General features: G+C 62.5%; 21 protein-coding genes, 1 pseudogene and 1 riboswitch. Of the genes and pseudogenes, 9 read left to right on the top strand and 13 right to left on the bottom strand.

Translation table 11 applies throughout. The features are described 5' to 3' along the window. The first annotated feature begins 5 nt into the window (after positions 1–5). Positions 6–103, top strand: a riboswitch (SAM riboswitch). A 5-nt stretch (positions 104–108) separates the two neighbouring features. The 6 genes from AC4D1W_RS07950 to AC4D1W_RS07925 all read left to right on the top strand — a co-directional run bounded on the left by AC4D1W_RS07950 (position 109) and on the right by AC4D1W_RS07925 (position 6788). Then, on the top strand, positions 109–939 hold the full coding sequence (locus AC4D1W_RS07950) for an ABC transporter ATP-binding protein (protein WP_490898380.1): 831 nt from the start codon (positions 109–111) through the stop codon (positions 937–939). A 68-nt stretch (positions 940–1007) separates the two neighbouring features. Next, positions 1008–2048, top strand: coding sequence for an aliphatic sulfonate ABC transporter substrate-binding protein (locus tag AC4D1W_RS07945; RefSeq protein ID WP_490898379.1), 1041 nt, complete (start codon positions 1008–1010; stop codon positions 2046–2048). Beyond that, positions 2048–2950 (top strand): ABC transporter permease, encoded by a 903-nt coding sequence (locus AC4D1W_RS07940; protein WP_490898378.1) that lies wholly within the window; start codon positions 2048–2050, stop codon positions 2948–2950. Before AC4D1W_RS07945 ends, AC4D1W_RS07940 begins: the two co-directional genes overlap by 1 nt. 11 nt (positions 2951–2961) lie before the next feature. After that, positions 2962–4902: an acetate--CoA ligase gene (acs, locus tag AC4D1W_RS07935; protein WP_490898493.1), complete on the top strand. Its 1941-nt coding sequence runs from the start codon at positions 2962–2964 to the stop codon at positions 4900–4902. A 51-nt stretch (positions 4903–4953) separates the two neighbouring features. Continuing rightward, positions 4954–6297, top strand: a complete 1344-nt coding sequence (locus AC4D1W_RS07930) for an O-acetylhomoserine aminocarboxypropyltransferase/cysteine synthase family protein (protein ID WP_490898377.1) — start codon at positions 4954–4956, stop codon at positions 6295–6297. Continuing rightward, complete coding sequence (locus AC4D1W_RS07925; protein WP_490898376.1) at positions 6294–6788, top strand: CoA-binding protein; 495 nt, start codon at positions 6294–6296, stop codon at positions 6786–6788. Before AC4D1W_RS07930 ends, AC4D1W_RS07925 begins: the two co-directional genes overlap by 4 nt. Before the next feature lie 13 nt (positions 6789–6801). Here AC4D1W_RS07925 and AC4D1W_RS07920 read toward each other — a convergent pair whose 3' ends face one another. Next, complete coding sequence (locus AC4D1W_RS07920; RefSeq protein ID WP_490898492.1) at positions 6802–7758, bottom strand: IS481 family transposase; 957 nt, start codon at positions 7756–7758, stop codon at positions 6802–6804. 752 nt (positions 7759–8510) lie between these two features. Here AC4D1W_RS07920 and AC4D1W_RS07915 point away from each other — a divergent pair. Continuing rightward, positions 8511–8675 (top strand): annotated as a pseudogene (locus AC4D1W_RS07915) (DUF4193 family protein); the annotation flags it as partial. Between the two features lie 14 nt (positions 8676–8689). Here AC4D1W_RS07915 and AC4D1W_RS07910 read toward each other — a convergent pair. From AC4D1W_RS07910 to AC4D1W_RS07855, 12 genes are all read right to left on the bottom strand, one after another. Continuing rightward, positions 8690–8893 carry a hypothetical protein gene (locus AC4D1W_RS07910; RefSeq protein WP_490898375.1) on the bottom strand — a complete coding sequence of 68 codons (204 nt, stop codon included), beginning with the start codon at positions 8891–8893 and terminating at the stop codon, positions 8690–8692. Positions 8894–9170: 277 nt separating this feature from the next. Beyond that, entirely contained in the window at positions 9171–9923 is a 753-nt protein-coding gene (locus AC4D1W_RS07905) for an SDR family NAD(P)-dependent oxidoreductase (protein ID WP_490898374.1), read from the bottom strand. 22 nt (positions 9924–9945) lie between these two features. Further along, a complete protein-coding gene (locus AC4D1W_RS07900; protein WP_490898373.1) occupies positions 9946–10932 on the bottom strand; it encodes a Gfo/Idh/MocA family protein in 987 nt (328 codons plus the stop codon). Then, the gene (locus AC4D1W_RS07895) at positions 10922–11821 is read right to left on the bottom strand and encodes a sugar phosphate isomerase/epimerase family protein (RefSeq protein WP_490898372.1); all 900 of its coding nucleotides are present in this window, start codon (positions 11819–11821) and stop codon (positions 10922–10924) included. The genes AC4D1W_RS07900 and AC4D1W_RS07895 overlap by 11 nt, the downstream gene beginning before the upstream one ends. Further along, complete coding sequence (locus AC4D1W_RS07890) at positions 11818–12369, bottom strand: VOC family protein (RefSeq protein ID WP_490898371.1); 552 nt, start codon at positions 12367–12369, stop codon at positions 11818–11820. The genes AC4D1W_RS07895 and AC4D1W_RS07890 overlap by 4 nt, the downstream gene beginning before the upstream one ends. Then, positions 12366–13358: a LacI family DNA-binding transcriptional regulator gene (locus AC4D1W_RS07885; RefSeq protein WP_490898370.1), complete on the bottom strand. Its 993-nt coding sequence runs from the start codon at positions 13356–13358 to the stop codon at positions 12366–12368. Before AC4D1W_RS07885 ends, AC4D1W_RS07890 begins: the two co-directional genes overlap by 4 nt. Continuing rightward, positions 13336–14334 (bottom strand): Gfo/Idh/MocA family protein, encoded by a 999-nt coding sequence (locus AC4D1W_RS07880; protein ID WP_490898369.1) that lies wholly within the window; start codon positions 14332–14334, stop codon positions 13336–13338. The genes AC4D1W_RS07885 and AC4D1W_RS07880 overlap by 23 nt, the downstream gene beginning before the upstream one ends. Next, positions 14331–15290: a Gfo/Idh/MocA family protein gene (locus AC4D1W_RS07875; protein ID WP_490898368.1), complete on the bottom strand. Its 960-nt coding sequence runs from the start codon at positions 15288–15290 to the stop codon at positions 14331–14333. Before AC4D1W_RS07875 ends, AC4D1W_RS07880 begins: the two co-directional genes overlap by 4 nt. After that, a complete protein-coding gene (locus tag AC4D1W_RS07870) occupies positions 15287–16147 on the bottom strand; it encodes a carbohydrate ABC transporter permease (RefSeq protein WP_490898367.1) in 861 nt (286 codons plus the stop codon). Before AC4D1W_RS07870 ends, AC4D1W_RS07875 begins: the two co-directional genes overlap by 4 nt. After that, positions 16144–17079 (bottom strand): carbohydrate ABC transporter permease, encoded by a 936-nt coding sequence (locus AC4D1W_RS07865; protein ID WP_490898366.1) that lies wholly within the window; start codon positions 17077–17079, stop codon positions 16144–16146. The genes AC4D1W_RS07870 and AC4D1W_RS07865 overlap by 4 nt, the downstream gene beginning before the upstream one ends. Before the next feature lie 73 nt (positions 17080–17152). Then, positions 17153–18487 carry an ABC transporter substrate-binding protein gene (locus AC4D1W_RS07860; RefSeq protein ID WP_490898365.1) on the bottom strand — a complete coding sequence of 445 codons (1335 nt, stop codon included), beginning with the start codon at positions 18485–18487 and terminating at the stop codon, positions 17153–17155. A 40-nt stretch (positions 18488–18527) separates the two neighbouring features. Further along, the gene (locus AC4D1W_RS07855; RefSeq protein WP_490898364.1) at positions 18528–19316 is read right to left on the bottom strand and encodes a DeoR/GlpR family DNA-binding transcription regulator; all 789 of its coding nucleotides are present in this window, start codon (positions 19314–19316) and stop codon (positions 18528–18530) included. A gap of 52 nt (positions 19317–19368) precedes the next feature. Here AC4D1W_RS07855 and AC4D1W_RS07850 point away from each other — a divergent pair, with 52 nt between their 5' ends. Both AC4D1W_RS07850 and AC4D1W_RS07845 read left to right on the top strand, forming a co-directional pair. After that, positions 19369–20010, top strand: a complete 642-nt coding sequence (locus AC4D1W_RS07850; RefSeq protein ID WP_490898363.1) for a bifunctional 4-hydroxy-2-oxoglutarate aldolase/2-dehydro-3-deoxy-phosphogluconate aldolase — start codon at positions 19369–19371, stop codon at positions 20008–20010. Position 20011: 1 nt separating this feature from the next. After that, positions 20012–20569 (top strand): P-loop nucleotide/nucleoside kinase family protein, encoded by a 558-nt coding sequence (locus AC4D1W_RS07845; protein ID WP_490898362.1) that lies wholly within the window; start codon positions 20012–20014, stop codon positions 20567–20569. Positions 20570–20895: the final 326 nt, after the last annotated feature.

Genomic DNA, 20895 nt, shown 5'->3' with positions numbered 1-20895 from the left:
GAAGTCCACCATCCCGAGCGGCCGAGAGACCTGGATCGTTGACGCCGCAGCAACCCTTACCTGCATGCAGGAGAACGGGTGCTACTGCCAGGAGCGATGGAGTTATACATGAGCACCGTTCTCAGCGCGCAGCAGCAGGCACAGGCCACTAACAACGCCACACACAAGCTGGCCCTTCCCCTGACCTTTTCCTCCCTCACGCGGTCCTTCGGCGGCGGAACCAGCGAGCATGTAGTCCTCCGCGACATCACCCTCGATGTCCGCGCCGGTGAGGTACTCGCCATCGTCGGTGCCAGCGGCTGCGGGAAGTCCACGCTCCTGCGGGCCGCAGCGGGCCTCGACGCACCAACATCCGGTGCCGTCCTCATCGACGGAACCGCGGTCAACGGCATCGATGACCGCTGCGCCGTCGCCTTCCAGGAACCGCGTCTCCTCCCCTGGCTGTCGCTCCGGGCCAACGTCGCAATCGGCCTGCCCAGGGGAACCGGCGCGGCCGCCGGCAAGGCGAAGGTCACCGAACTGCTGGGACTCGTGGAGCTCGCGGACTTCGCCGGGCACCGGCCCCGTGAAGTGTCCGGCGGCATGGCCCAGCGGGCATCCCTGGCCCGGGCACTAGCCCGGAACCCGGGCGTATTGCTCCTCGATGAGCCGTTCGGCGCCCTCGACGCCCTCACCCGGCTGAAGATGCAGGACCTCCTTCTGGATATCCACGCAGCCCAGCCCACTACGGTGCTGCTGGTGACGCACGACGTCGACGAGGCCCTCCAGCTCGCAGACCGCATCATCGTGCTCGGCAAGTCCGCCGATCCGTCACGCCCCGGCGCCTCCGTCACCGAGGTGCTCACCGTCCCGGGCGACCGCCCGCGGGACCGCAATGCCGCCGACCTCGGCCGAATGCGCAGCTCCCTGCTCACCACCCTCGGCGTCAAAGGCCACTAGACCACACACAGCTTGTTCCGTCGTCGTGCCCGTCTGCACGGCGACTGCTACCCCTCGCAAAGGAAACCATGAACCGCACCCGCTCGCCCTTCACCCGCCGCGCCGTCCTGTCCGTAGCGCTCGCCGCCACCGGCACGCTCGCCCTGACCGGCTGCCTCGCCGGTGAGAACGCCGCGTCCACCGAAGAGGCTTCCACGGCCACCGAGCTCAACATTGACTTCGCCACTTACAACCCGCTCAGCCTGGTCATCAAGGACCAGGGTTGGCTCGAAGCGGAGCTTGAGGACGAAGGCGTGACCGTCAACTGGGTCCAGTCCGCCGGTTCCAACAAGGCCAATGAAGCCCTCCGCGCCGGAGCGGTCGACGTCGGATCCACCGCCGGGTCCGCTGCTCTCCTCGCCCGTTCCAACGGGTCACCGATCAAGACGATCGACATCTACTCCCAGCCCGAGTGGTCCGCCATGGTCACCGTCGAGGGCACCGGCATCGAGACCCTTGAGGACCTGCGCGGCAAGTCGATCGCGGCAACCAAGGGCACCGACCCCTACTTCTTCCTGATCCAGTCGCTCGAGTCCGCTGGCATCGACCCCTCCGAGGTCACCGTGCAGAACCTGCAGCACGCCGACGGCTGGGCAGCACTGAACAACGGATCCGTTGACGCCTGGGCGGGTCTGGACCCGATCATGGCTTCGGCTGAGCAGGAGGGCGCCGAGCTCTTCTTCCGCAACATCGACTTCAACACCTACGGCTTCCTCAACGCCAACGAGGAATTCCTCTCCGAGAGCCCCGAGCTTGCCCAGACCGTGGTGAATGCCTACGAGAAGGCGCGCGAGTGGGCGAAGGAAAACCCGGAGGAGACGGCACAGATCCTCGCCGATGTTGCCGGCATCGACGTCGAGATCGCCAACGCCGTCATCATCGAACGCACCAACCTGGACGTCGACCCCGCACCGGGCGAGGCACAGCGGAAGGTTCTCGAGAAGGTCGGCCCGGTATTCGTGGAAACCGGTGATGTCTCCTCGCAGGAGCAGATCGATGAAGCCCTCGACACCCTCTTCGACGACTCCTTCGTCACCAACGCCGATCCTGACGCCATCCAGGGTTCCTAATGACTCAGATGGGTAATCCCGGTAATACCGGGGCCAGCGTCTACCCCACCAGCAAGGAAGGCCTGGAAGCCACCGGCCATACCGTGACAACAGCGGACGACGACGGCGGCTCACCTCTTGAGCCCACAGAGACCTCCGGGGGGCTGCTGAGCCGGCGACCGGTCCGTCTCCTGCTGGGGCTGGTGGTTCCCGCCCTCATCCTCGTCGCCTGGCAGTTGAACTCGGTCGTGGGCGTGTTCAGCGCCGTGCAGCTGCCGCCGCCCTCCGCTGTGCTGACCGCCGCCGTCGAACTGATTGAGCGCGGCGAACTGTGGATCCACATCGCCATCTCCACGCAGCGCGTGCTCATCGGCTTCGCGCTGGGTGCCACGCTCGGACTGGCGCTGGGCGCCCTGCTCGGGTTGTCCCGGCTGGCCGACGCGCTGCTCGCACCGACCATCGGCGCGCTGCGCGCGGTTCCGTCGCTTGCCTGGGTCCCGTTGCTCATTCTGTGGATGAAGATCGGTGAGGACTCGAAGGTAACGCTGATCCTCATCGGAGCGTTCTTCCCCGTCTTCACCACACTCTTTTTGGCATTGCGCCACGTTGACCGGAACCTCGTTGAAGCGGCACGGGCGTTCGGATTGAAGGGGATCAGGCTGCTGACCACGGTGCAGCTGCCCGCCGTCGTGCCCGCTGTGTTCTCGGGGCTGCGGCTGGCGCTGGCGCAGGCCTGGCTGTTCCTGGTGGCTGCCGAGCTCATCGCGTCGTCGCTGGGACTCGGGTTCCTGTTGACCGATTCGACCAACAACGGCCGCACAGACCGGATCTTCCTGGCGATCATCCTGCTCGCTGTTATCGGCAAGACGACCGACGCCCTGCTTGGCATCGCCGAAAGGTGGGCGGTTCGACGGTGGACGTAAGCGCGGTCGACGTGAGCGCCGCTGGAACCTGGGTCGATCCGACTCTGACCACGGAGGAGGAGCGGATCGCTTTCTGGGAGGAACAGGCGCGCAGGCTTCACTGGTCCTCCCCGTGGCACACGACGCACAGGTTCCACCCGGCACGCCCGGACCAAAACGGCGAGCTCTCGGTCCCCCGCATCGAATGGTTCTCCGGCGGCACACTCAACGCTGCCTACAACTGCGTAGACCGGCACGTCGAGGCCGGGCTCGCCGACAAGCCCGCCCTGTTCTTCGAGGGTGAGCCGGGAGACCGCCGCACCGTCACCTACGCCCAGCTTCAGGAGGAGGTCAGCCGGGCCGCGAATGCCCTGACAGACCTGGGCGTCGGCAAGGGTGACCGGGTGGTCATCTACCTTCCCGTGCTGGTGGAGACCGTCGTCGTGACCCTGGCATGTGCGCGTATCGGCGCGGTGCACTCGCTCGTTTTCGGCGGGTTCTCCGCGGAGGCGCTGCGCTTCCGCGTCGAAGACACCGGCGCCAAACTGCTCGTGACCACGGACGGGCAGTACCGTCGCGGCATTGCGGTGCCGGTCAAGGACAACGCCGATGCCGCCGTCGCCGGCGAGAACTCGATTGAGCACGTCCTGGTGATCCGGCGGACGGGCAGCGACATCGCCTGGCAGGAGGGACGCGATGTGTGGTGGCACGACGCCGTCGCAACCGCCTCCCCCGTGCACGAGGCTCCGGCCCTCGACGCTGAGACGCCGCTGTTCATCATGTACACCTCCGGCACCACCGGCAAGCCCAAGGGGCTGGTGCACACCACGGGCGGCTACCTCACGCAGGCGTCCTGGAGTTACGAGTACCTCTTCAGCGATCCCGACCCGGCGAAGCGGACCGATGACGTTCACTGGTGCACCGCCGACCTGGCCTGGGTCACGGCCCACACCTACGAGATTTACGGCCCGCTCTCCAACGGGGCTACCCAGGTGATCTTCGAGGGCACGCCGAACATCCCGCATCCGGGACGGCACTTCGAGATCATCGAGCGGTACGGCGTGACCAGCTACTACACCGCACCCACGCTCATCCGCTCGCTGATGGGCTGGTTCCCGGACGGCGTTCCCGACTCCTACGACCGCTCCTCCATCAAGGTCCTCGGCACCGTGGGCGAAGCCACCAACCCGGAGGCATGGCGCTGGTTCCGCGAGAACGTCGGCTCCGGCAGCGCACCCATGGTGGACACGTGGTGGCAGTCGGAAACGGGCGCGACCGTCCTCAGCCCCCGGCCCACCGACGCTTCCTTCAAGCCCGGCTGCGCCTCGCGCGCACTTCCGGGTGTGAGCACCCGGATCGTGAACGACGACGGTGCACCCGTGGCTTCAGGCGAGCCGGGCTTGATCGTGGTTGACCGCCACGGTCCGGCGATGGCCCGCACCGTGTGGGGCAACCCGCAGCGCTACCTCGATTCCTACTGGCGGAAGTTTGCGAGCCAGGGCTGGTTCCTTGCCGGCGACGGGGCGAGGTACGACGACGACGGCGACACCTGGATCCTCGGACGCGTCGATGACGTCATCAACATCTCCGGCCACCGGCTCTCGACGATCGAGATCGAGTCCGCGCTCGTCTCGCACCCGCGGGTGGTCGAGGCCGGAGTCTGCCCGGTGGCTCATGCGGTGACCGGCCATGCCATCGCTGCGTTCGTCGTCGTGCACGGTGGTGCCGTTCAAGATAAGGCGCTGCAGACTGAGCTACAAACAGAGTTGCGAAACCACGTGGCGAAGGCGATCGGGCCGATTGCCAAGCCGTCCGCCGTCGTCGTCGTGGAGGACGTCCCCAAGACGCGCTCCGGCAAAATCATGCGGCGGTTGCTGACCCAGCTGTACGAAGGAGCGCCGCTGGGTGACACCACGAGCCTGCAAAACGAGGCCTGCGTTCCCCGGATCGCTGAAGTGCTCGCCGCCCGATAGGGCGATACTTGAGAAGAACCAGATATAACCTCCAGGAAAGGTGGCTGTTCAATGGCTGACCGCACTTTCGGCTTCCGTACCCGCGCGCTGCACGCCGGCGGAACACCCGATGCCACGCATGGCGCCCGGGCAGTGCCGATCTATCAGACCACGTCCTTCGTTTTCAAGGACACCGACGACGCCGCCAACCTCTTCGCGCTGCAGAAGTACGGCAACATCTACTCGCGCATCGGAAACCCGACCGTCGCAGCATTCGAGGAGCGGATCGCTTCCCTTGAGGGCGGCATCGGGGCGGTAGCGACGGCGTCGGGCATGAGCGCCGAATTCATCACCTTCGCAGCCCTGTGCCAGGCCGGCGACCACATCGTCGCGGCCTCCCAGCTCTACGGCGGCACTGTGACGCAACTCGACGTGACACTGCGCCGCTTCGGGATTGAGACCACCTTTGTGCCGGGCACCGACCCGGCCGACTACGCCGCGGCGATCCAGGAGAACACCAAGGTGGTCTACGCCGAGGTGATCGCCAACCCCAGCGGTGAAATCTCCGATATTGCCGGGCTGGCGAAGGTAGCGCACGACGCCGGTGTCCCCTTGATCATCGACTCCACCCTGAGCACGCCCTACCTCATTCGGCCGCTCGAGCACGGCGCGGACATCGTGATCCACTCGGCCACCAAGTTCATTGGCGGCCACGGCACCACACTCGGCGGCGTCGTCGTCGAAAGCGGACGCTTCAACTGGGGCAACGGCAAGTTCCCCACCATGACCGAGCCCGTCCCGTCCTACGGGAACATCCAGTGGTGGGCCAACTTCGGCGAATACGGTTTCCTCACCAAGCTGCGGACGGAACAGTTGCGGGACATCGGGCCGTCGCTGTCGCCGTCGTCGGCCTTCCAGCTCCTGCAGGGAGTGGAGACGCTGGCGCAGCGCGTTGATGAACACGTCGCCAACGCCCAGGCCGTCGCCGAGTGGCTTGAGAAGGACCGCCGCGTTGAGTACGTGAACTACGCGGGTCTGCCTTCCCACGTTCACCATGAGCGTGCCAAGCAGTACCTGCCGCAGGGTCCCGGCTCGGTCTTCAGCTTCGGAGTCCAGGGCGGCCGCGAAGCCGGTCAGAGGTTCATCGAGGCCCTACAGCTGGCGTCCCATCTCGCGAACGTCGGAGACGCCAGGACCCTCGTCATCCACCCGGGGTCCACGACCCACCAACAGCTCTCCGCCGAACAGCTCGCGGCCGCGGGTATCCCGGAGGATCTCATCCGCATCTCGGTAGGGCTTGAGGACCTGGAGGACATCCTCTGGGACCTCGACCAGGCGCTGGACATGGCGGTGGCCGGGACACCCGCACACCTGGAGGAAGCGCTCGGATTCAAGAATGAGGGAGTGAAGGCATGAGCATGCAGGAACGTACCTGGGAAGGCCCATCCGCACCGGAGCGCCTGAACATCCTCCGTAACGCCGGGTCAATTGCCATCGTCGGGGCTTCGGACAAGCCGTCCCGTGCGTCCTACTTCGTAGCGACCTATCTGCAGTCCTCGGCGCCGTACCGGCTGTACTTCGTGAACCCGACGGCCACCGAGATCCTAGGGCAGCCGGTCTACAAGTCGCTGGCGGACCTGCCGGAACAGCCTGACATTGTGGATGTCTTCCGTAAGCACGACGATCTCCCCTCGGTCCTCGAGGAAGCCAAAGCCGCCGGAGCACAGACGCTGTGGCTGCAGCTGGGCTCATGGCACGAAGACGTCGCCCGCGACGCCGAAGCCGCCGGCATGAACGTGGTGATGGATCGCTGCGTCAAGATTGAACACGCGCGCTTCCACGGCGGCCTCAACCTGGCAGGTTTCAATACCGGAGTGATTTCCTCGAAACGCCAGGTCACCGCCTAGCTGTACCCGGCCATCAGGTTGGTGCCAGTCGGCTGATCGGTGGTTTGCCTCCGAGTGCGCTGTGACTGCGTTCAGTGTTGTAGTGCTCGAGCCATGGCGCAAGCGCGGCTGTTCGTTGGTTGTTGCTGGTGTAGGCCTGGCGGTAGGCCCACTCGGTGGCCAGGGTGCGGTTCAGCCTCTCGACCTTGCCGTTCTGCCATGGGCAGTGGGGTCTGATGAACTTTTGGGTGATGCCGTGCTCGGCGCACAGCGCCCGCAGGGAGTATCGGTAGGCCCAGGCGTCGTCGGTCATCAACCGCTCGATCCGGGTGATCCCGCGAGCGGCGAAGTAGGTGATCGCGCGCTCGAGGAAGCCCGCGCAGCTGGAGCCCTTCTCGTCGGGCAGCACCTCGCTGTAGGCGAGGCGGGAGTGATCATCGACCAGGGAATGGATGTAGTCGTATCCGGGTCCGCTGACACGGTCGCGTGGAATCGCCCGGCCGTGAACGCGCCAGCCCCCGCCGTCGGGGATCCGGCCGAGCTTCTTGACGTCCATGTGGACCAGCTCGCCGGGCCGGGCGCGCTCGTAGCGGACCGCGGTGGACTTCGAGGAACGGATGACATCACCGGTCATCGGGTCGCACTCGCGCAGGCGGGGCACCGCGTGCCGGCGCAGTATCCGGGAAACCGTCCTGGCCGGGACACCGGTCTTCGGTCCGAGCAGGTCCGGGCCCTGCCGGTGTTCGGCCCGGGCAGCCAGGACCTTCTGCTCCACCTCGGGCGCAGTCCGGGTGGGCACCGTGTGCGGCCGTGAAGACCGAGTTTCCAGACCGGTCTCGCCCTCGGCCCCGTACCGGAGGATCCAGGTCCTGACACACTTGCGGGAGATGCCCATCGCCGCGGCGATGTGGGCCTGCTTCCATCCGGCCTGGTGCCGCTCGATGATCAGCTTGCGGCCATGGACAGTCAGACGGGCGTTACGGTGGAACACGAGAACCTCCGAGTTGGAGTGGGCCTTAGACAAGCCACATCCCACTCGGAGGTTCTCCCTAGTTCAACCAGACTCGCCGCTACCAATGTCCTGGCCGGGTACACCTAGCGCGGCGAAAACCTCGGGGGAAACCACTTCTGCCTCTGCGGCATGGAAGGCGCCAGTGCATCCGCCGATGGAGTGGGAGCAGGCAACTCGGTGACCGGGGGTGCTTCCGGTGCAGGAACCGACTCGGGCTGCACCGAGGCGGGCTGTTCGTCGGAAACTGGTTCAGTGTGCTCCGTCGGTGTGATGCCAGCCAGTTGGCAGCCCCGACACTCAAGCCAATTGTCCAGACACCGTCTGGACAATTGGCTGGTGCGCTGTACCTAGGTGGTTTTATCCGAGTCCCGATTCTCACCTTGGCCCACCTCGATGTCGGTTCACTGCCCGAGCCGTAAGAACGGTTGAACGGATAGCTCTGAAGTTGTACCGCTGACAAACTGATCGGTATGGGCTGCACGCACCTTGCGGGCGGGGGGGGCCGATTTTTGCGGGGCGAGGATGGTCACCAAACCACCACCGGACATAATCTCAACTATCGGTGCCAGTTGGTAGCACAGAGTCTGGAAGTAACAGAGTCTCCCAAGTGCAATAGGTGTGGCCACCCTCAATGGGGAAGGTTCCGCTCAATGTAGGAACACGGGCACGCAGATGTGCGTTGCATAGGTGTGTAGTGATACCCGTATGCGCCAGAGAGAAGAACATCTAAAGTGGCAACCGATTACGATGAAGTCCGATCCGACGTCAAGGAATCTCAGGACCGCTCCTTGGAGGCATTGCAAGCCGCCAACGCCCCGGATGCGCGCAGCGTCGTAACTGAGTTGGACGAAGCTGACGTCTTTGATGCGGGGCTTACCCCCGGCGGAGAAATCATCTGACCTGTCGTGTTCTAGTGGCGTGCGACCTGGTTGATGTTGTTCGCAGCTGTAGCAACCAGGTATCGGAGCTCGAGAAGTGTCGCAAGCTCCTGCTTACGCAGCTGCAAGGAAGCCGGATCGCCAGTACCCAAGGCCGCATCAACCAGAATCGCCGACGGTGACAAACCCGTTTGTGCCTCAAGTTTGAACAACTGCGCGCGCTCCATCTCCGACATGGAGACACGCACGTACTGGGTCTTACCTTCAATGCGCTTGCGCCGCGAAGACCAAACACGGCGCGACGGCTTGTCAGCGACGATTCTCCAGACGCTCGTACTTGGACTGGGGACCTTGCACGGTCAGTGCTTTCGCTCGCGGCGAGCAACGTTGAAGACATCGCCGAAATCAATACAGCGCGGAACGCAAGAGCAAGTTCATTGATCAGATCATGCGCGCTTCTGTGCACTGCTCTTGCGGTGTGCAAGGGCCGCCTGGTTCCGGTGCCACGCCATATCAGGATCCCATCCCGAGGTGTGCACCTCCAGCGACGTCAAGGCTGACGCCGGTGATGTAACGATTTTTTGGGTCCGTCAGGAAAATGGCTGCACTGGCGACCTCGTTGGGGCGAGCAAACCGTTGCATGGGCAGTTGTGCGGCGCGTTCCGCGCGCGCCCGGGATGCAGCATCAATGGTGTCTCCTGATGCCTCCGCCAGTTGGGCCCACATGTTCGTCTCCACCGGCCCCGGAGTGATCGCGTTGACTGAGATTCCCGATGGTCCAAGGATCTGAGCCATGGACCACATGATGTGCAGCACCGCGATCTTGCTCGCGTTGTAGGGAAGGTACGTGCGCCGCGCTTCCTTCGCCGCCACGGAGGAGAACAGCAGGATCGTCCCCTTGATGCCGTGGTCGAGCATGGCCTGCGCCGTCTCTCGCACGATGGTGAACGTCCCGGTGGCGTTGATCGTCATGATGCGTTCGAACTCTGCGGTGCTGGTTTTCAGCGGGTCGGGGGTTTCACCGAGGGCTCCTGCCGCATGTACGAGCACGTCGATCCGGCCGTACTTCAAGACAATGTCCGCAACGGCGGCGGCGGTGGCAGCCTCATCGGTGACGTCGAGTTGGTAGTACGCCGTAGCAACAGCCGACCCACTGTCGTCCCGATCGGCGCCGATGACGGTAGCGCCCGTCTCGGCGTAGGCGTCGATCATGGAGGCACCGATTCCTCCGTTCGCCCCGGTGACAAAGACGACTTGGTCGGTCATAGTCGGCTCCCGTTCATTGCTGTCATTTCTTTGCATGGCTAGCCCATTCTCTGCCCGGCTGTTCCTCGGTCGGCAACCCGGCGGCGGAGAGGATACGGTCCAGCAACTGTTGTGTCTTCGCTGCTTCGGATCCTGACGTAAGCGGCTGTTGACGATCTCGCACACGGTCGAGGAAGTGGTGGACCGCTCCCGCGAAGCCAAACGTCTGCGTCGCGGTAGCCCATCCGAAGGCTTCGGGTGACATTTCACGGACGGTAGTGCCGCTCTCGCGACTGACGGCGATGCGGTCGGGTGCCGTAATGGCTGCGCTCACACCCCCGCCGTACGCGTCGAGCTTCTCCCCCCAGGTTCCGGCGTTTCGGGCAGCCATAAGGACACCGGTGTTGCCGTTGTCGAAACGGATCAAGGCGCTCACCCCGTCTTCCTGCCAGGGGTCCTCGCCGGCGGCATGCGCGCTAACGTCGATGGGCTCACCCCCGCAGTACCAACGGAGGAGGTCGACCATGTGGATCGCGTTCTCGAAGGTGGCCCGGTACTCCGACCCTGCGCGGTTCTTCTGTGCGATACAGAAGCTCGCCCCGTTCTCTCCAAAGGCGGCGCGTCCGGCTTCGTAGACCGGAGCGAACCGACGGTTGAACCCAACCATGAGCACCCGGCTTCCTGCCTCAGCCAGCCGGCCGAGGGCCTCTGCGTCTGCTGTGCTCGTCGCGAGCGGCTTCTCGCAAAAGACGTCAACGCCCGCCTCCAACGCAATACGGGTGGCGTGAACGTGCTCGGACCGAGGCGTGAGCACGAAGATCGCGTCCAGGTCCTCTTCCCCAAGCATCGCTTCGACGCTCGGGTAGGCGATGGCGAAGCCCCAACGGCGCATCAACGGGTGGGGGTCCGCTTGCCGAGTGACCAGAGCGCGCAGCTCCACGTCGTCGCGCGCAACAAGCGTCGGGAGTTGAGCGATGCTGGCGATATTCCCGGCACCAGCCACACCGATGCGCAGGACCCTACCGTTCATGGGTCGACACCATGGAGGAGAGTATGGCGCGGATGGCCAGCGCGGACTCCTTGAAACCGATAGCGGGATCAGGAAGATCTTGTGGATGCCAGCGGTACTCATACTCCAACGCGAGCACGTCGTCGTAGCCGCGCCTGACGAGCTCCTCGATAATCTGAGGCCATGGTAGGACACCGGTACCTACGACGCGGGAACTGATCGCCCGTTCTTCGGCTTTCACGCGTGCAGTGTCCGAGGCGCGGAAGGGAGCATGCGGATCCTTGAACACGAGATCCTTCACGTGCACGTGGCTGATGAGGTGGCCCTGCACGGCGAGGGCTTCCTGCCAGTTCTCGTCGTGTGTGAAAGTCAGGTTTGCCTGATCGTAGAGCACACGTACGGCGGGCGAGGCGACTTCCTCCACGAGGCGAGTGGTGTCTGCGGCCGTCTGAGTCATCGTGCCGAAGTGGTTCTCAACGCAGAGAACTACGTTGGCTTGCTCAGCATCGCGAGCGAGGATATCGAGCGCTGTCCGAAGCCGGTCCCAATGAGCGCTGTGGTCGGCACTGCCTGGCTGCCAGGCACCTGCATAGACACGGACTCGTTTTGCGCCGACTTCGTGCGCGGCTTCGATGCAGCCCCGAAACTCATCGACGCCTTGCTGCCAGCTCTTGTCCGCCACGCTGTTGATGGCTGTGGTGTACGGGGTGAGCGCCAGGATGGGGATACCTTCGGCGGAGGCGGCTGCGGCTGCCTGTTGCGCGGACTTTTTGTCGGATGGTCTGATGGCAGCCGGGTAATTCTCCTGATAGATGACTTCAGCGGCGTCCAGGCCTGCCGTTTTGAAGAGGTGCAGCGCCTCTGGGAGGGTGTGGTTCGGGGTTCCGAGCGTGTGTCCGGCGATGATCATGAGACGGTGGTACTCCTTTTGTCGGGGCGGGTCCATTCCGCCGGGCCGACCAGGTTCGGCGGGTTCTGTACCCGGGAACGGTCGACCAGTTCCATCAGTAATCCCCAGGGCGTTAGGAAGTAGGTCCAGCGGTTGCCTGCGACAGTGGGGCTGTCAGCGGCGACCTCTTTACGTTCACCGAGGATACGGACGCCCGGAATGTGTTTGAGGTGAGCGACGGCGTCGTCGACGTCATCGACGATGAAGCAGAGGTGATGGCCGCCGCGGTCACTGTGTCTTGGGTGTTCTGATCTCTGGTCTGTGGTTTGCCACTGGAACAGTTCGATATTCAGGTTTGGCGGCATCCGCAACATCGACAGTTCCAGGGCTGCGTCTGAGGGCACGTCGAAGTTAATGGGCATGAATGACTCGTCGGGGCCTCGGCGGGAACGGTACAGTTCCTCTGCTCCGAGGACCTCGACGAAGAAGTTCACGGCTTCATCCAGGTTTGGAACGGTGAATGCCGCGTGGTCGACGTGTTGAAGCCCTGGCAATTTCTGTGTCTTCATTTGGCCGGTCCCGTCGACGAACGAACGAGCAGCCGCGGCTGGAGCACCACGTGGTCCACGTCCCCGTTTTGAGCTGTGCGTTCGGCGAGCGTGATCGCAATGCGGCCCATCTCGGTTATGGGTTGCTGCACCGAGGTTAACGGCGGGTTGCTGCGCGCACCGAGCGGCAGGCCGTCGAACCCTACTACCGAGACGTCCTGCGGAACGGACAGTCCGTGTGAACCGAAGGAGCTGATGAGACCGAATGCAACCATGTCGTTCGCAGCGATCACTGCGGTCGGCCGGTCCGCCATGCCGATGATCTCTTTTGCAGCGCGTTCGCCGGCTTCAGCACCGATGCCGCTGTTGAACTCGATCGGGGTCATCCGATGCAGTCCAGCGAGAGCGTGGTATGCCTCTCGCCGGTCGGCGGCTGTGTGTGTTCCGGCGATTCCGGATACGTAGGCTATTTGCTTGTGCCCAAGTTCGACGAGGTGGTCGAATGCCAACTGGATGCCTTTTGCGCTGTCGACGGTCACGGTGGGCACCTGGTGGTTGGATTCGATGCGGTCGATGACAACGAGACGGCTTCCATATCCGAACTGTTCAAAGTCGGCTGGATCCACACGGTTGAAGGGCGCGATGATTCCGAAGGGCGCGTACATGGACCGCATCGCCTGGAGGTACCCGGCGGTTGCTCCAGCATCGTTTTCGGTGACGCACAGCACCAGCTGATATCCGCGCTCTCCCGCTGCTGCGGTCATGGTTTTCGCGAGTTCGGCGAAGAATGGGTTGGTGATATCGGGGACGATGAGTGGCACCAGTGTGCTGGTCTTGGTACGGAGCGCCTGCGCAAGGGGATTCATCGTGTATCCCATCGAGGCAGCCACTTTCAGGACGTGGTCCCGGGTTTCATGCTTCACAGATTCCGGGCGCGAGAAGGCTCTCGACACGGTCGATCTGTGGACACCGGCTGCCTCTGCCACTTCATCGATACTGGGGGTGGACACGGTTTCTCCCTTGTCGAGCATTTGAGTACGCGTCCCAAATGACGGTCATTGTTGCTTCCAGGTCGCGGAGTCCGGGCAGTTCGTCGAATCCCCGATCTAGCTGATCGGCCACTTCATCGACGAAAGGGCCGTATAAGGGGTCGCTATCCACATTGATCTGCGCGGTTTCCGTGACGCCGGCGGTGGAGGTGAAGGATGCGCTCCCATCTGACCACACGGTGGCCGTCCCCGCGGAGCCGATGCGCATGAAGGAGCAGTGCCGCTTCAGCGGTGATCCCGGAAATGCGTAGCCCACTTCGATGGTTCCCACGCGCCCGTCAAGGGTGGTAAGCGTCAGTGAGGCGAAATCTTCGATGCTCTCATTGTGCAGCGCCGAGGACAGGGCTGCAGTCACCGTTACCGTGTCTGCACCGGTTGAGCGGAGGAACAGATCCACAAAGTGCGGGGCGAGGTTGATCATGCATCCACCACCGGCGTGTTTCGATTCCACCATCCATGGGCTGCCGTTTGTGAGGTAGCGGTCCGGGGGGCCAGCAATGAACTGGACGCTCTCGTAGAGAGAGCTTCCCGCCTTCGCGAGCCACTTTTCGGTGGGTCCGCCTCGCTGCACGAGGGGAACCGCGACCGGCACTCCTGTAGCCGCTGCAGCTTTTCTGATTTCCGTCAGCTCGTACAAGGACACCCCCGCCGGTTTCTCGACGACAAGCGGTATCCGCTCAGCGATCAGGGCGAGACAGGCGTCGCGCATGGCGTCATGCGGCACGAAGACATACGCGAGTTCAGCATCGTGATGCTTGGCGATGAGATCCTGCCAGGACGGATAAAGGGGGGCGTCCCACAAGTGGGAGTATTCAGTTCCACGGGTTGGGTCTGGATCACTGATCCCAACTACGTCATGCCGAGCCGCAATCCTCTCCGCGTAGAGCGGCGTGTGCCAGTGTGAGGGGTTCAGGACAATCGTTCTGGCTCTTCTCATACTCGTTCACGCGCCTTGCCGGTTACCTGATCGGCGAGATCGGTGGCACGGAGGGCCTGGCGATATCCGACCGTGGGCTGTTCTCCACGGGCAAAGCGCAGAGCGACCTTTGCTTGTTCATGGAAGAGGTCGACCTCGGGCAGATGATGCACCGTCTCGAAGCCCAGGCGATCCCATTCATGGAACGTCCAGTTCGACCACAATCGGCGCCCTTCGTGCGCGATGACATCGATTTCCAGGGACCAGTCGTTTCGGTTGAGCCCGGTCGTGTGGTTCCACGGGTTCCAATAGGTCTCAAGCCGAAAGAGCGGGCCATCCGCGAACGAGAGCGACGCGGCCGTGTAATCCGGGATGGAAGCATAGTGCAACTGATCGCTTGCATATGTGCTGTGAACTGTCGCTTCACCAGGGAACAGGGAGGCCACGTACTCAATTGCGTGGATCCCGTTAACGACAGCGACCCCGCCTTCTTCAGGTTTCACCCGCCATGAACCGAGTGCCAGCTTCCGCGCGGCCGAACGAACGCTAACACTGATCACGGTTGAGGAAGAGACCCATTCCGCCAGCATCCTCGCGGCAGGGTGATGGTGCAAGGTGTAACCCACCATCAGGGCATCATCGATATTCGGGAGTTCCGCGAGGACCGCGGCGTTGTCGACGGAGGACCCGATCGGCTTCTCCACGAGGACACGGAAGCCACGGCGCAGCAGATCCGCGGACACGCCGGGCTGCGCGCTGCTTGGCAAGGACACGACCACCAGGTCAACGTCATCGGTGCCGAGTCGGTCCGGCGAGTCGAGAACTTGCGCTCCCACTGTCCGTGCCAGCTCATGGACGCGAGTGCTGGGATCGATCAGGGCAACGATTCGAGCGTTCAGGGAAAGGAATGCCTCCACGTGGCGGCTCCCAGCCCACCCAGCAGCACCAATGACAGCCACGCGCACGGCGTTAGTCATCCCTTCACTCCCCCGGAGGTCAGGCCCGCGATGAACCACCGCTGGAAGGCCGTGAAGATTGCCAGGACGGGGATGAACGCGACGACTACGAAAGCGGCGAACAGCCCCCAGAAATTGCCGAAGCCTGTCGTGATGTATCGGACGATGCCGTTCTGGACGGTCTTCATGTCCTCTGTGGTAGCCAGTACTGTGCCCACGAGGAAGTCGTTCCAGACAAACACGAAGATGAAGATTGCGATGGCTGCGATTCCGGGTCGGATGAGGGGGAGCACGATTCGCCAGAGAATTTGCAGGCGCGAGCACCCGTCGATGGCGGCGGCCTCCTCGATTTCTACCGGGATGTTCTCGATGAAGTTGCGCAAGAATAGGATGGTTTGCCCGCAGATGATTGCTGTGTAGACGACGATCAGCATGGGATAGGTGTTGATCAGTGCGGTCTTCACAAACATGGAGTACAGCGCGACGAAGACGACGATCGCGGGAACCATCGACAGAACGAGGATGCCCGTCATGAGAGTTTCCATGCGGCGGCTACGGTAGCGCGTGGCGACATACGCCGCGGGGATACAGATCGCCAGTGCGAGCACAATGGATCCCCCGGCATAGATCAGAGAGTTCACGAAGAATCGAACATTCGTCGAGGTTAAGAGTCCGCCGTAGCCCTCGAGCGAGACCGGATCCGGGATCCATTTCGGTGGAAACGCGATCGTGTCCGCTCCTACCTTGAACGACGTGGAAATTATCCAAGCGACGGGCGGGAGGACGACAAGCGCAGAGAGAACGATGTAGATCCAGGCAGGTATTTCGCGGATGGTCTTGCCGACGCGACGACGACGGCTCGTTGCAACGGTAGTCACAGGCTTTCCTTACGGCGGAAGCGGATGGCGGCCAGGGTGAGGACAATATTGACGGCAAAGAGCAGGATGGCCGTCGCCGACGCCCCAGATAGATCGAACTCGTTGAAAGTCTGGTTGTACACGCGCATCGACAATGTCTCGGTCGCGCCGAGCGGCCCGCCTCGGGTGGTCACCAGAATGATAGTGACCATCTGCACGTAGAGCATCAGCAGAACCACGACGACCGAGACGATGGTGTTTCGCAGGAAAGGCAGCGTTATGTTGACGAATCCCTGCCAAATTCCGCCTCCATCGACTTTCAGGCTCTCGCGTAGTTCCTCGGGAATGGTCTGAAGTGCACCGAGGAACAGCAGCATTGCCTGCGGGTACGACCACCAGGCAGTGATGAGGGTCACGGCTATGAGGGCTGTCGCTGGCGTGGAGAACACGTCCGTGGGGCCGAAGCCGAGTGACGTGGTGATGGCTGAAGCAGGACCGAAGTTGGGGTTCAGGAACCAAAGCCAGATAGTTCCTGCAGTAGCCTGCGACATCAGCCACGGCAGGAGGAAAAGGCCTCGGACCGTGCGCTTGAATCGGTGAACGCTGTTCAGCACGATCGCTGATAACAACCCGGCGGGCAGCGCGATAACCAGCGCTCCCACCGAGAAAACTAGGGTGCTTCCGAGCCGGCTGAACAGGCTCGGGTCGGAGAATAGCTGGACGAAGGAGTTGAGGCCGGAGAATTCGCCGATCTCGTAAAAGTTCGTCTCGTGCAGCGCCGTCCATGCCGTGTAGAAAAGCGGCCCTACGAAGACGAACAGGAATACAGCGCTGACTGGGATGACGTAGAGCCAGATGCGATGATCTTCAGGGGGACGTCGAAGCATCGGAACGTCGTTACGGGTGGAAGACTTGTCGGAGTCGAGGCCGTGCAGTGCGCTGGTCGTTGGCATAATGTTTCGCGGCATAATGTTTCGCTTCCCCGGGGAGCCCGACTGACGGGCTCCCCGGATAGTAAAGCCGAAGTTACTGGTTGGCCGCGCTTTGCGCGGAATTGATGAACTCGCTGCCTGAGGAACCGTTTAGGTAGAGTTCCTGCCCAGCCTGTGAGAGGCCGGAGGCCACACCTATCCAGTCGTTCGAGTAGGAGTGAGGTTCGCTGTTGCTTTCGACATAGTCAGCGACGGAGTTCACAGCCTCCGCTTCCGGCGTCGAGAAATACGGTTCGTCGTAAGTTGCGGCGCGTGTGGGGATCTCGCCACCTGTTGCCATTAGTGCACCGGCTTCGGGCCCCGTCATGTATTCGATAAACTTCCAAGCCGCGTCTACATTCTGGCTGTCTGCACCGATTCCAAGCGTCCACCCCAAGGTGGCACCGGTCTGATCTCCGGTCGAGGCCATTGGCAGGGGTGCCCATTTCACATCGGGGTTCTGGGCTGCCAGAGTGATGACTCGCTCACTGCCCAGCACAGCCATGGCAACCGTTCCATTACTCAAGCCGTCGGTGACGGTCGAGTAGCTGTCCGAGACAACGCTGCTTCCGAGCGCGTTGGCGTCGCGAAGGTCGGCGAGGAAATCTCCAAACTCCTCACCCTTTTCTGTTGCGAAGACGGCTTCACCGTCTTCATTTGATATTTCCTGGCCGACCTGGCTCATGAAACAGTCGAAAAAGGTGGCGATGATCGCTGAGTTGTCAGTGTCCGAAAATCCTGTACCGAACCCTGTGTAACCCGCCTCTGCAGCTTTCGCCGCAACATCGACGACCTCGTCATAGGTGGTGGGTACGGAGGCCCCAATTTCATCCAAGATCGCCTGGTTGTAGTAGAACGCACAGGTACGGTACTCGTAAGGAACAGCTACCTGCTGGCCGTCCGGGCCGGAAAGAGTATCGATCGGGCGAAGCCAATCGGTAATCTCGGACGCCGCCTCCGGGAGGGGCGAATACGCGCCCGCCGATGCCATCTGCGGAACGGTCGGCGTAAACATCTTGAACACATCAGGGGCTTCTCCGGCAGCTGCCGCCTGAGGCAGGCGGTTCAGCATGTCACCAAGAGAGACTACCGAGAGCTCGACGTTGATATCGGGGTTGGCCGCCTCGAAGTTCGCGATATTTTCCTCCAGCGCCGCCGAGCGCGGGTTGTCTTGACTTGGGTCCAGGAAGTCCCAATATCTCAGTGTCACCGGGCCCTGAGGATCACCGGACTCGGAAGAGGGAGCGCACCCAGCGAGCAGAATACTTGCTGCGGCTGCACTCGCCATTACTAAGCGCCATTGCTTCTTAATCATCATCTCTCCGTAAGTTCTAGTCTGTTGCGATCGGTTGCAGTGGAGGCTGAGATCGATTGCTGAGATCGATTGCAAAGTACTCTAGATCACTCCCAAGTGAGTGTCAACGAGTTTTTTACGGCTCCGCTACGAGGAGACGTACTCCCGCCTCGAGTACGGCATGGCGGTGAACGCGGGCCAGCGCGGCATCAGAGATGACGGCATCAAACTCCTCCAACCGCCGGACCACATGCGCCTCCGTTGCGCCGTATTTACTGGAGTCCGCGAGGAGGAATGCCCTCTTGGCGTGGGTTAGTACAGATCTTTTTGCTGCGGCATAGGCCATGCCACCCGTGGTCGCCCCTGTTCCGCAATCCCAGGCACTTGCGCTGACGAACACTGCGTCAAAGACAAAGTTCGCAAATACCCCCGCGAGCAGTTCTCCCACTGCCGAGAACGTCGCGCTGTCTACGAGGCCGGCGGCGATAACAACGGATAGCTGCGGAGCAGAGGAGGCGAGATCGACCGCGGTATTGAGATCGTTGGTAACGACGGTGAGTCGCTCGATACTGGCCAGCGCTGGCACCATGGCAGCACACGTCGTCCCGGAATCTAGATAAATGACATCCCCGGCATGTAATTGGCCGGCTGCTACACGCGCGATTGCCTTCTTGGCCTCAGATTCGACACCTGAGCGCTCGCGACGATCGGCGGGTGGAACGCGCCCTGCAGCGAGCCGGGCGCCGCCGTATACCAGTTCGGCGACACCAAGCCTCTGCAGATCCACGAGGTCGCGCCTGATGGTGACGTTGGAAACGCGAAATTCGAGGGCCAAATCGGCAGTGCGGACCGCCCCTTCGTCCGTCAGCCGCGCGCGAATTCGTTTCTGCCGCTGATCGGCGAGCAGCGGTGGTGGATTGATCAACTTTGTCGCTTTCTGTAGCTTTCTGTCGCTCTATGTTGTAGTCTAAGGCGTCATGCGCCCTAAACTGCTGACCCTAAGCCATATCATCGATGACGGAACGGTTGTTATTGTTCGTTTGGACGACCCGGAAGAAGCCTTTCGAGCTTCCGAGGCGGCGATCGCCGGCGGCGTGCGAGCAATCGAAGTCACGTTGTCCACGCCGGGTGCCTTACGCGTAATCGAGCGTCTCGTGGAGGCTTACGGCTCGACGGTTTCGATCGGAGCAGGAACGGTCCTGGATGGCCCGAGCGCCTACGCCTCAATTTCCGCCGGCGCATCGTTCCTCGTCAGTCCTCATCTCAGCCGCGAGATGATCCGCACCGCCAACCGATACCAAATTCCGACAATCAGCGGGGCGTACACCCCCACCGAGATCGTGGAGTCCGTCGAAGAAGGAGCAGACATCGTGAAGCTGTTCCCGGCTGAAATCGGGCCCGAATACGCACGAGCGGTCCTCGCCCCTCTTGCCCACGTATCACTGATGCCCGCCGGCGGCGTCACTGCAACCAACGTGAAAAACTGGTTCGACGCCGGTGTCAGTGCAGTGGGTGTTGGAAGCACAATCACTAAGGCCGCCCGTCCGGATGGCGACTACTCCCGCGTGACGGAAGCAGCCGCAGCCTTCCTGGGCGCCGTGCGCGAAGCTCGGCTCTGACATGCCCTTCGCTGTAGCAGTAGTAGGTACAGCCGGCTCCGGCAAATCGACTATCGCTCGCGAGATCGCCCGTCGATCCGGGGCCGCCTACTTGGACAAGGACAGTCTTGCCAGCCCTCTCGTGGAAGCGGCCATGGAAGCTCAGGGCCAGTCGCAGAACGAGCGCGAAAGCAACTTCTTCTATCGAGAACGCGTAATGCCGGCCGAGTATGCAGCCCTGTTCTCGGTCGCCGGTGACAACTTACGGCTGGGTCTCTCCGTCGTCATGGACGCGCCGTTCGCAGGATACCTGGATCAACCGGACTTCTTCGGCCGATCGGCACGAAATGCAGGGTGGCCGCCGGCGACCCATACCGTTCTGCGTGTAATCGCCTCCGAAGCGGAGACCCGGAGGCGACTACAAACCCGTGGACTCGCCCGCGACCACGCGAAGCTCAGCAACTGGCAAGAATTTTGGTCGAAATGGGGCCGATCCAGCATTACCTGGACCGGAGTCCGCCTGCTCGAGCTCGACAACGATGCACCAGCAGACCTTGAGAGCGTCCTGCTCCAACTGTGAAGGAGGGGCTACCCCAGCCACGTCAAGGGCAAAGTCTGACCTGGGAGTGAGTAGCGGGATGAGGTCTAGTGGTGGGTACTGGAGCAGACGCGACACTCAGCAAAACGACATGGTCTGATGCGCGGCTCTGCTGTTGACGTTCCACCTATGCACCGTTCAGGCCATAGTCGATACCCGAGAATGAGTTGCCTGAACGGTATCCGGGGGCTTCTAGCATCCCTACGAATTTGCTCATATCCATGCCAGGCCCTTCGGCTCGCATGAACGCAGTCCATTATCGCAGTCACGGCTATGAAGGCTCATAGTGCCCGATTGTCCAGACGTCG

The organism is Arthrobacter sp. TJ-170 (assembly GCF_058269305.1).
This window is presented reverse-complemented; position numbering and strand designations above follow the sequence as displayed.

Bases quoted from the DNA above. Each gene is read 5' to 3' on its own strand.
- AC4D1W_RS07950 (WP_490898380.1), top strand. From the start codon at position 109: ATGAGCACCGTTCTCAGCGCGCAGCAGCAGGCACAGGCCACTAACAAC.
- AC4D1W_RS07945 (WP_490898379.1), top strand. From the start codon at position 1,008: ATGAACCGCACCCGCTCGCCCTTCACCCGCCGCGCCGTCCTGTCCGTA.
- AC4D1W_RS07940 (WP_490898378.1), top strand. From the start codon at position 2,048: ATGACTCAGATGGGTAATCCCGGTAATACCGGGGCCAGCGTCTACCCC.
- AC4D1W_RS07930 (WP_490898377.1), top strand. From the start codon at position 4,954: ATGGCTGACCGCACTTTCGGCTTCCGTACCCGCGCGCTGCACGCCGGC.
- AC4D1W_RS07925 (WP_490898376.1), top strand. From the start codon at position 6,294: ATGAGCATGCAGGAACGTACCTGGGAAGGCCCATCCGCACCGGAGCGC.
- AC4D1W_RS07910 (WP_490898375.1), bottom strand. From the start codon at position 8,893: ATGTCGGAGATGGAGCGCGCGCAGTTGTTCAAACTTGAGGCACAAACG.
- AC4D1W_RS07905 (WP_490898374.1), bottom strand. From the start codon at position 9,923: ATGACCGACCAAGTCGTCTTTGTCACCGGGGCGAACGGAGGAATCGGT.
- AC4D1W_RS07900 (WP_490898373.1), bottom strand. From the start codon at position 10,932: ATGAACGGTAGGGTCCTGCGCATCGGTGTGGCTGGTGCCGGGAATATC.
- AC4D1W_RS07895 (WP_490898372.1), bottom strand. From the start codon at position 11,821: ATGATCATCGCCGGACACACGCTCGGAACCCCGAACCACACCCTCCCA.
- AC4D1W_RS07890 (WP_490898371.1), bottom strand. From the start codon at position 12,369: ATGAAGACACAGAAATTGCCAGGGCTTCAACACGTCGACCACGCGGCA.
- AC4D1W_RS07880 (WP_490898369.1), bottom strand. From the start codon at position 14,334: ATGAGAAGAGCCAGAACGATTGTCCTGAACCCCTCACACTGGCACACG.
- AC4D1W_RS07875 (WP_490898368.1), bottom strand. From the start codon at position 15,290: ATGACTAACGCCGTGCGCGTGGCTGTCATTGGTGCTGCTGGGTGGGCT.
- AC4D1W_RS07865 (WP_490898366.1), bottom strand. From the start codon at position 17,079: ATGCCAACGACCAGCGCACTGCACGGCCTCGACTCCGACAAGTCTTCC.
- AC4D1W_RS07850 (WP_490898363.1), top strand. From the start codon at position 19,369: ATGCGCCCTAAACTGCTGACCCTAAGCCATATCATCGATGACGGAACG.
- AC4D1W_RS07845 (WP_490898362.1), top strand. From the start codon at position 20,012: ATGCCCTTCGCTGTAGCAGTAGTAGGTACAGCCGGCTCCGGCAAATCG.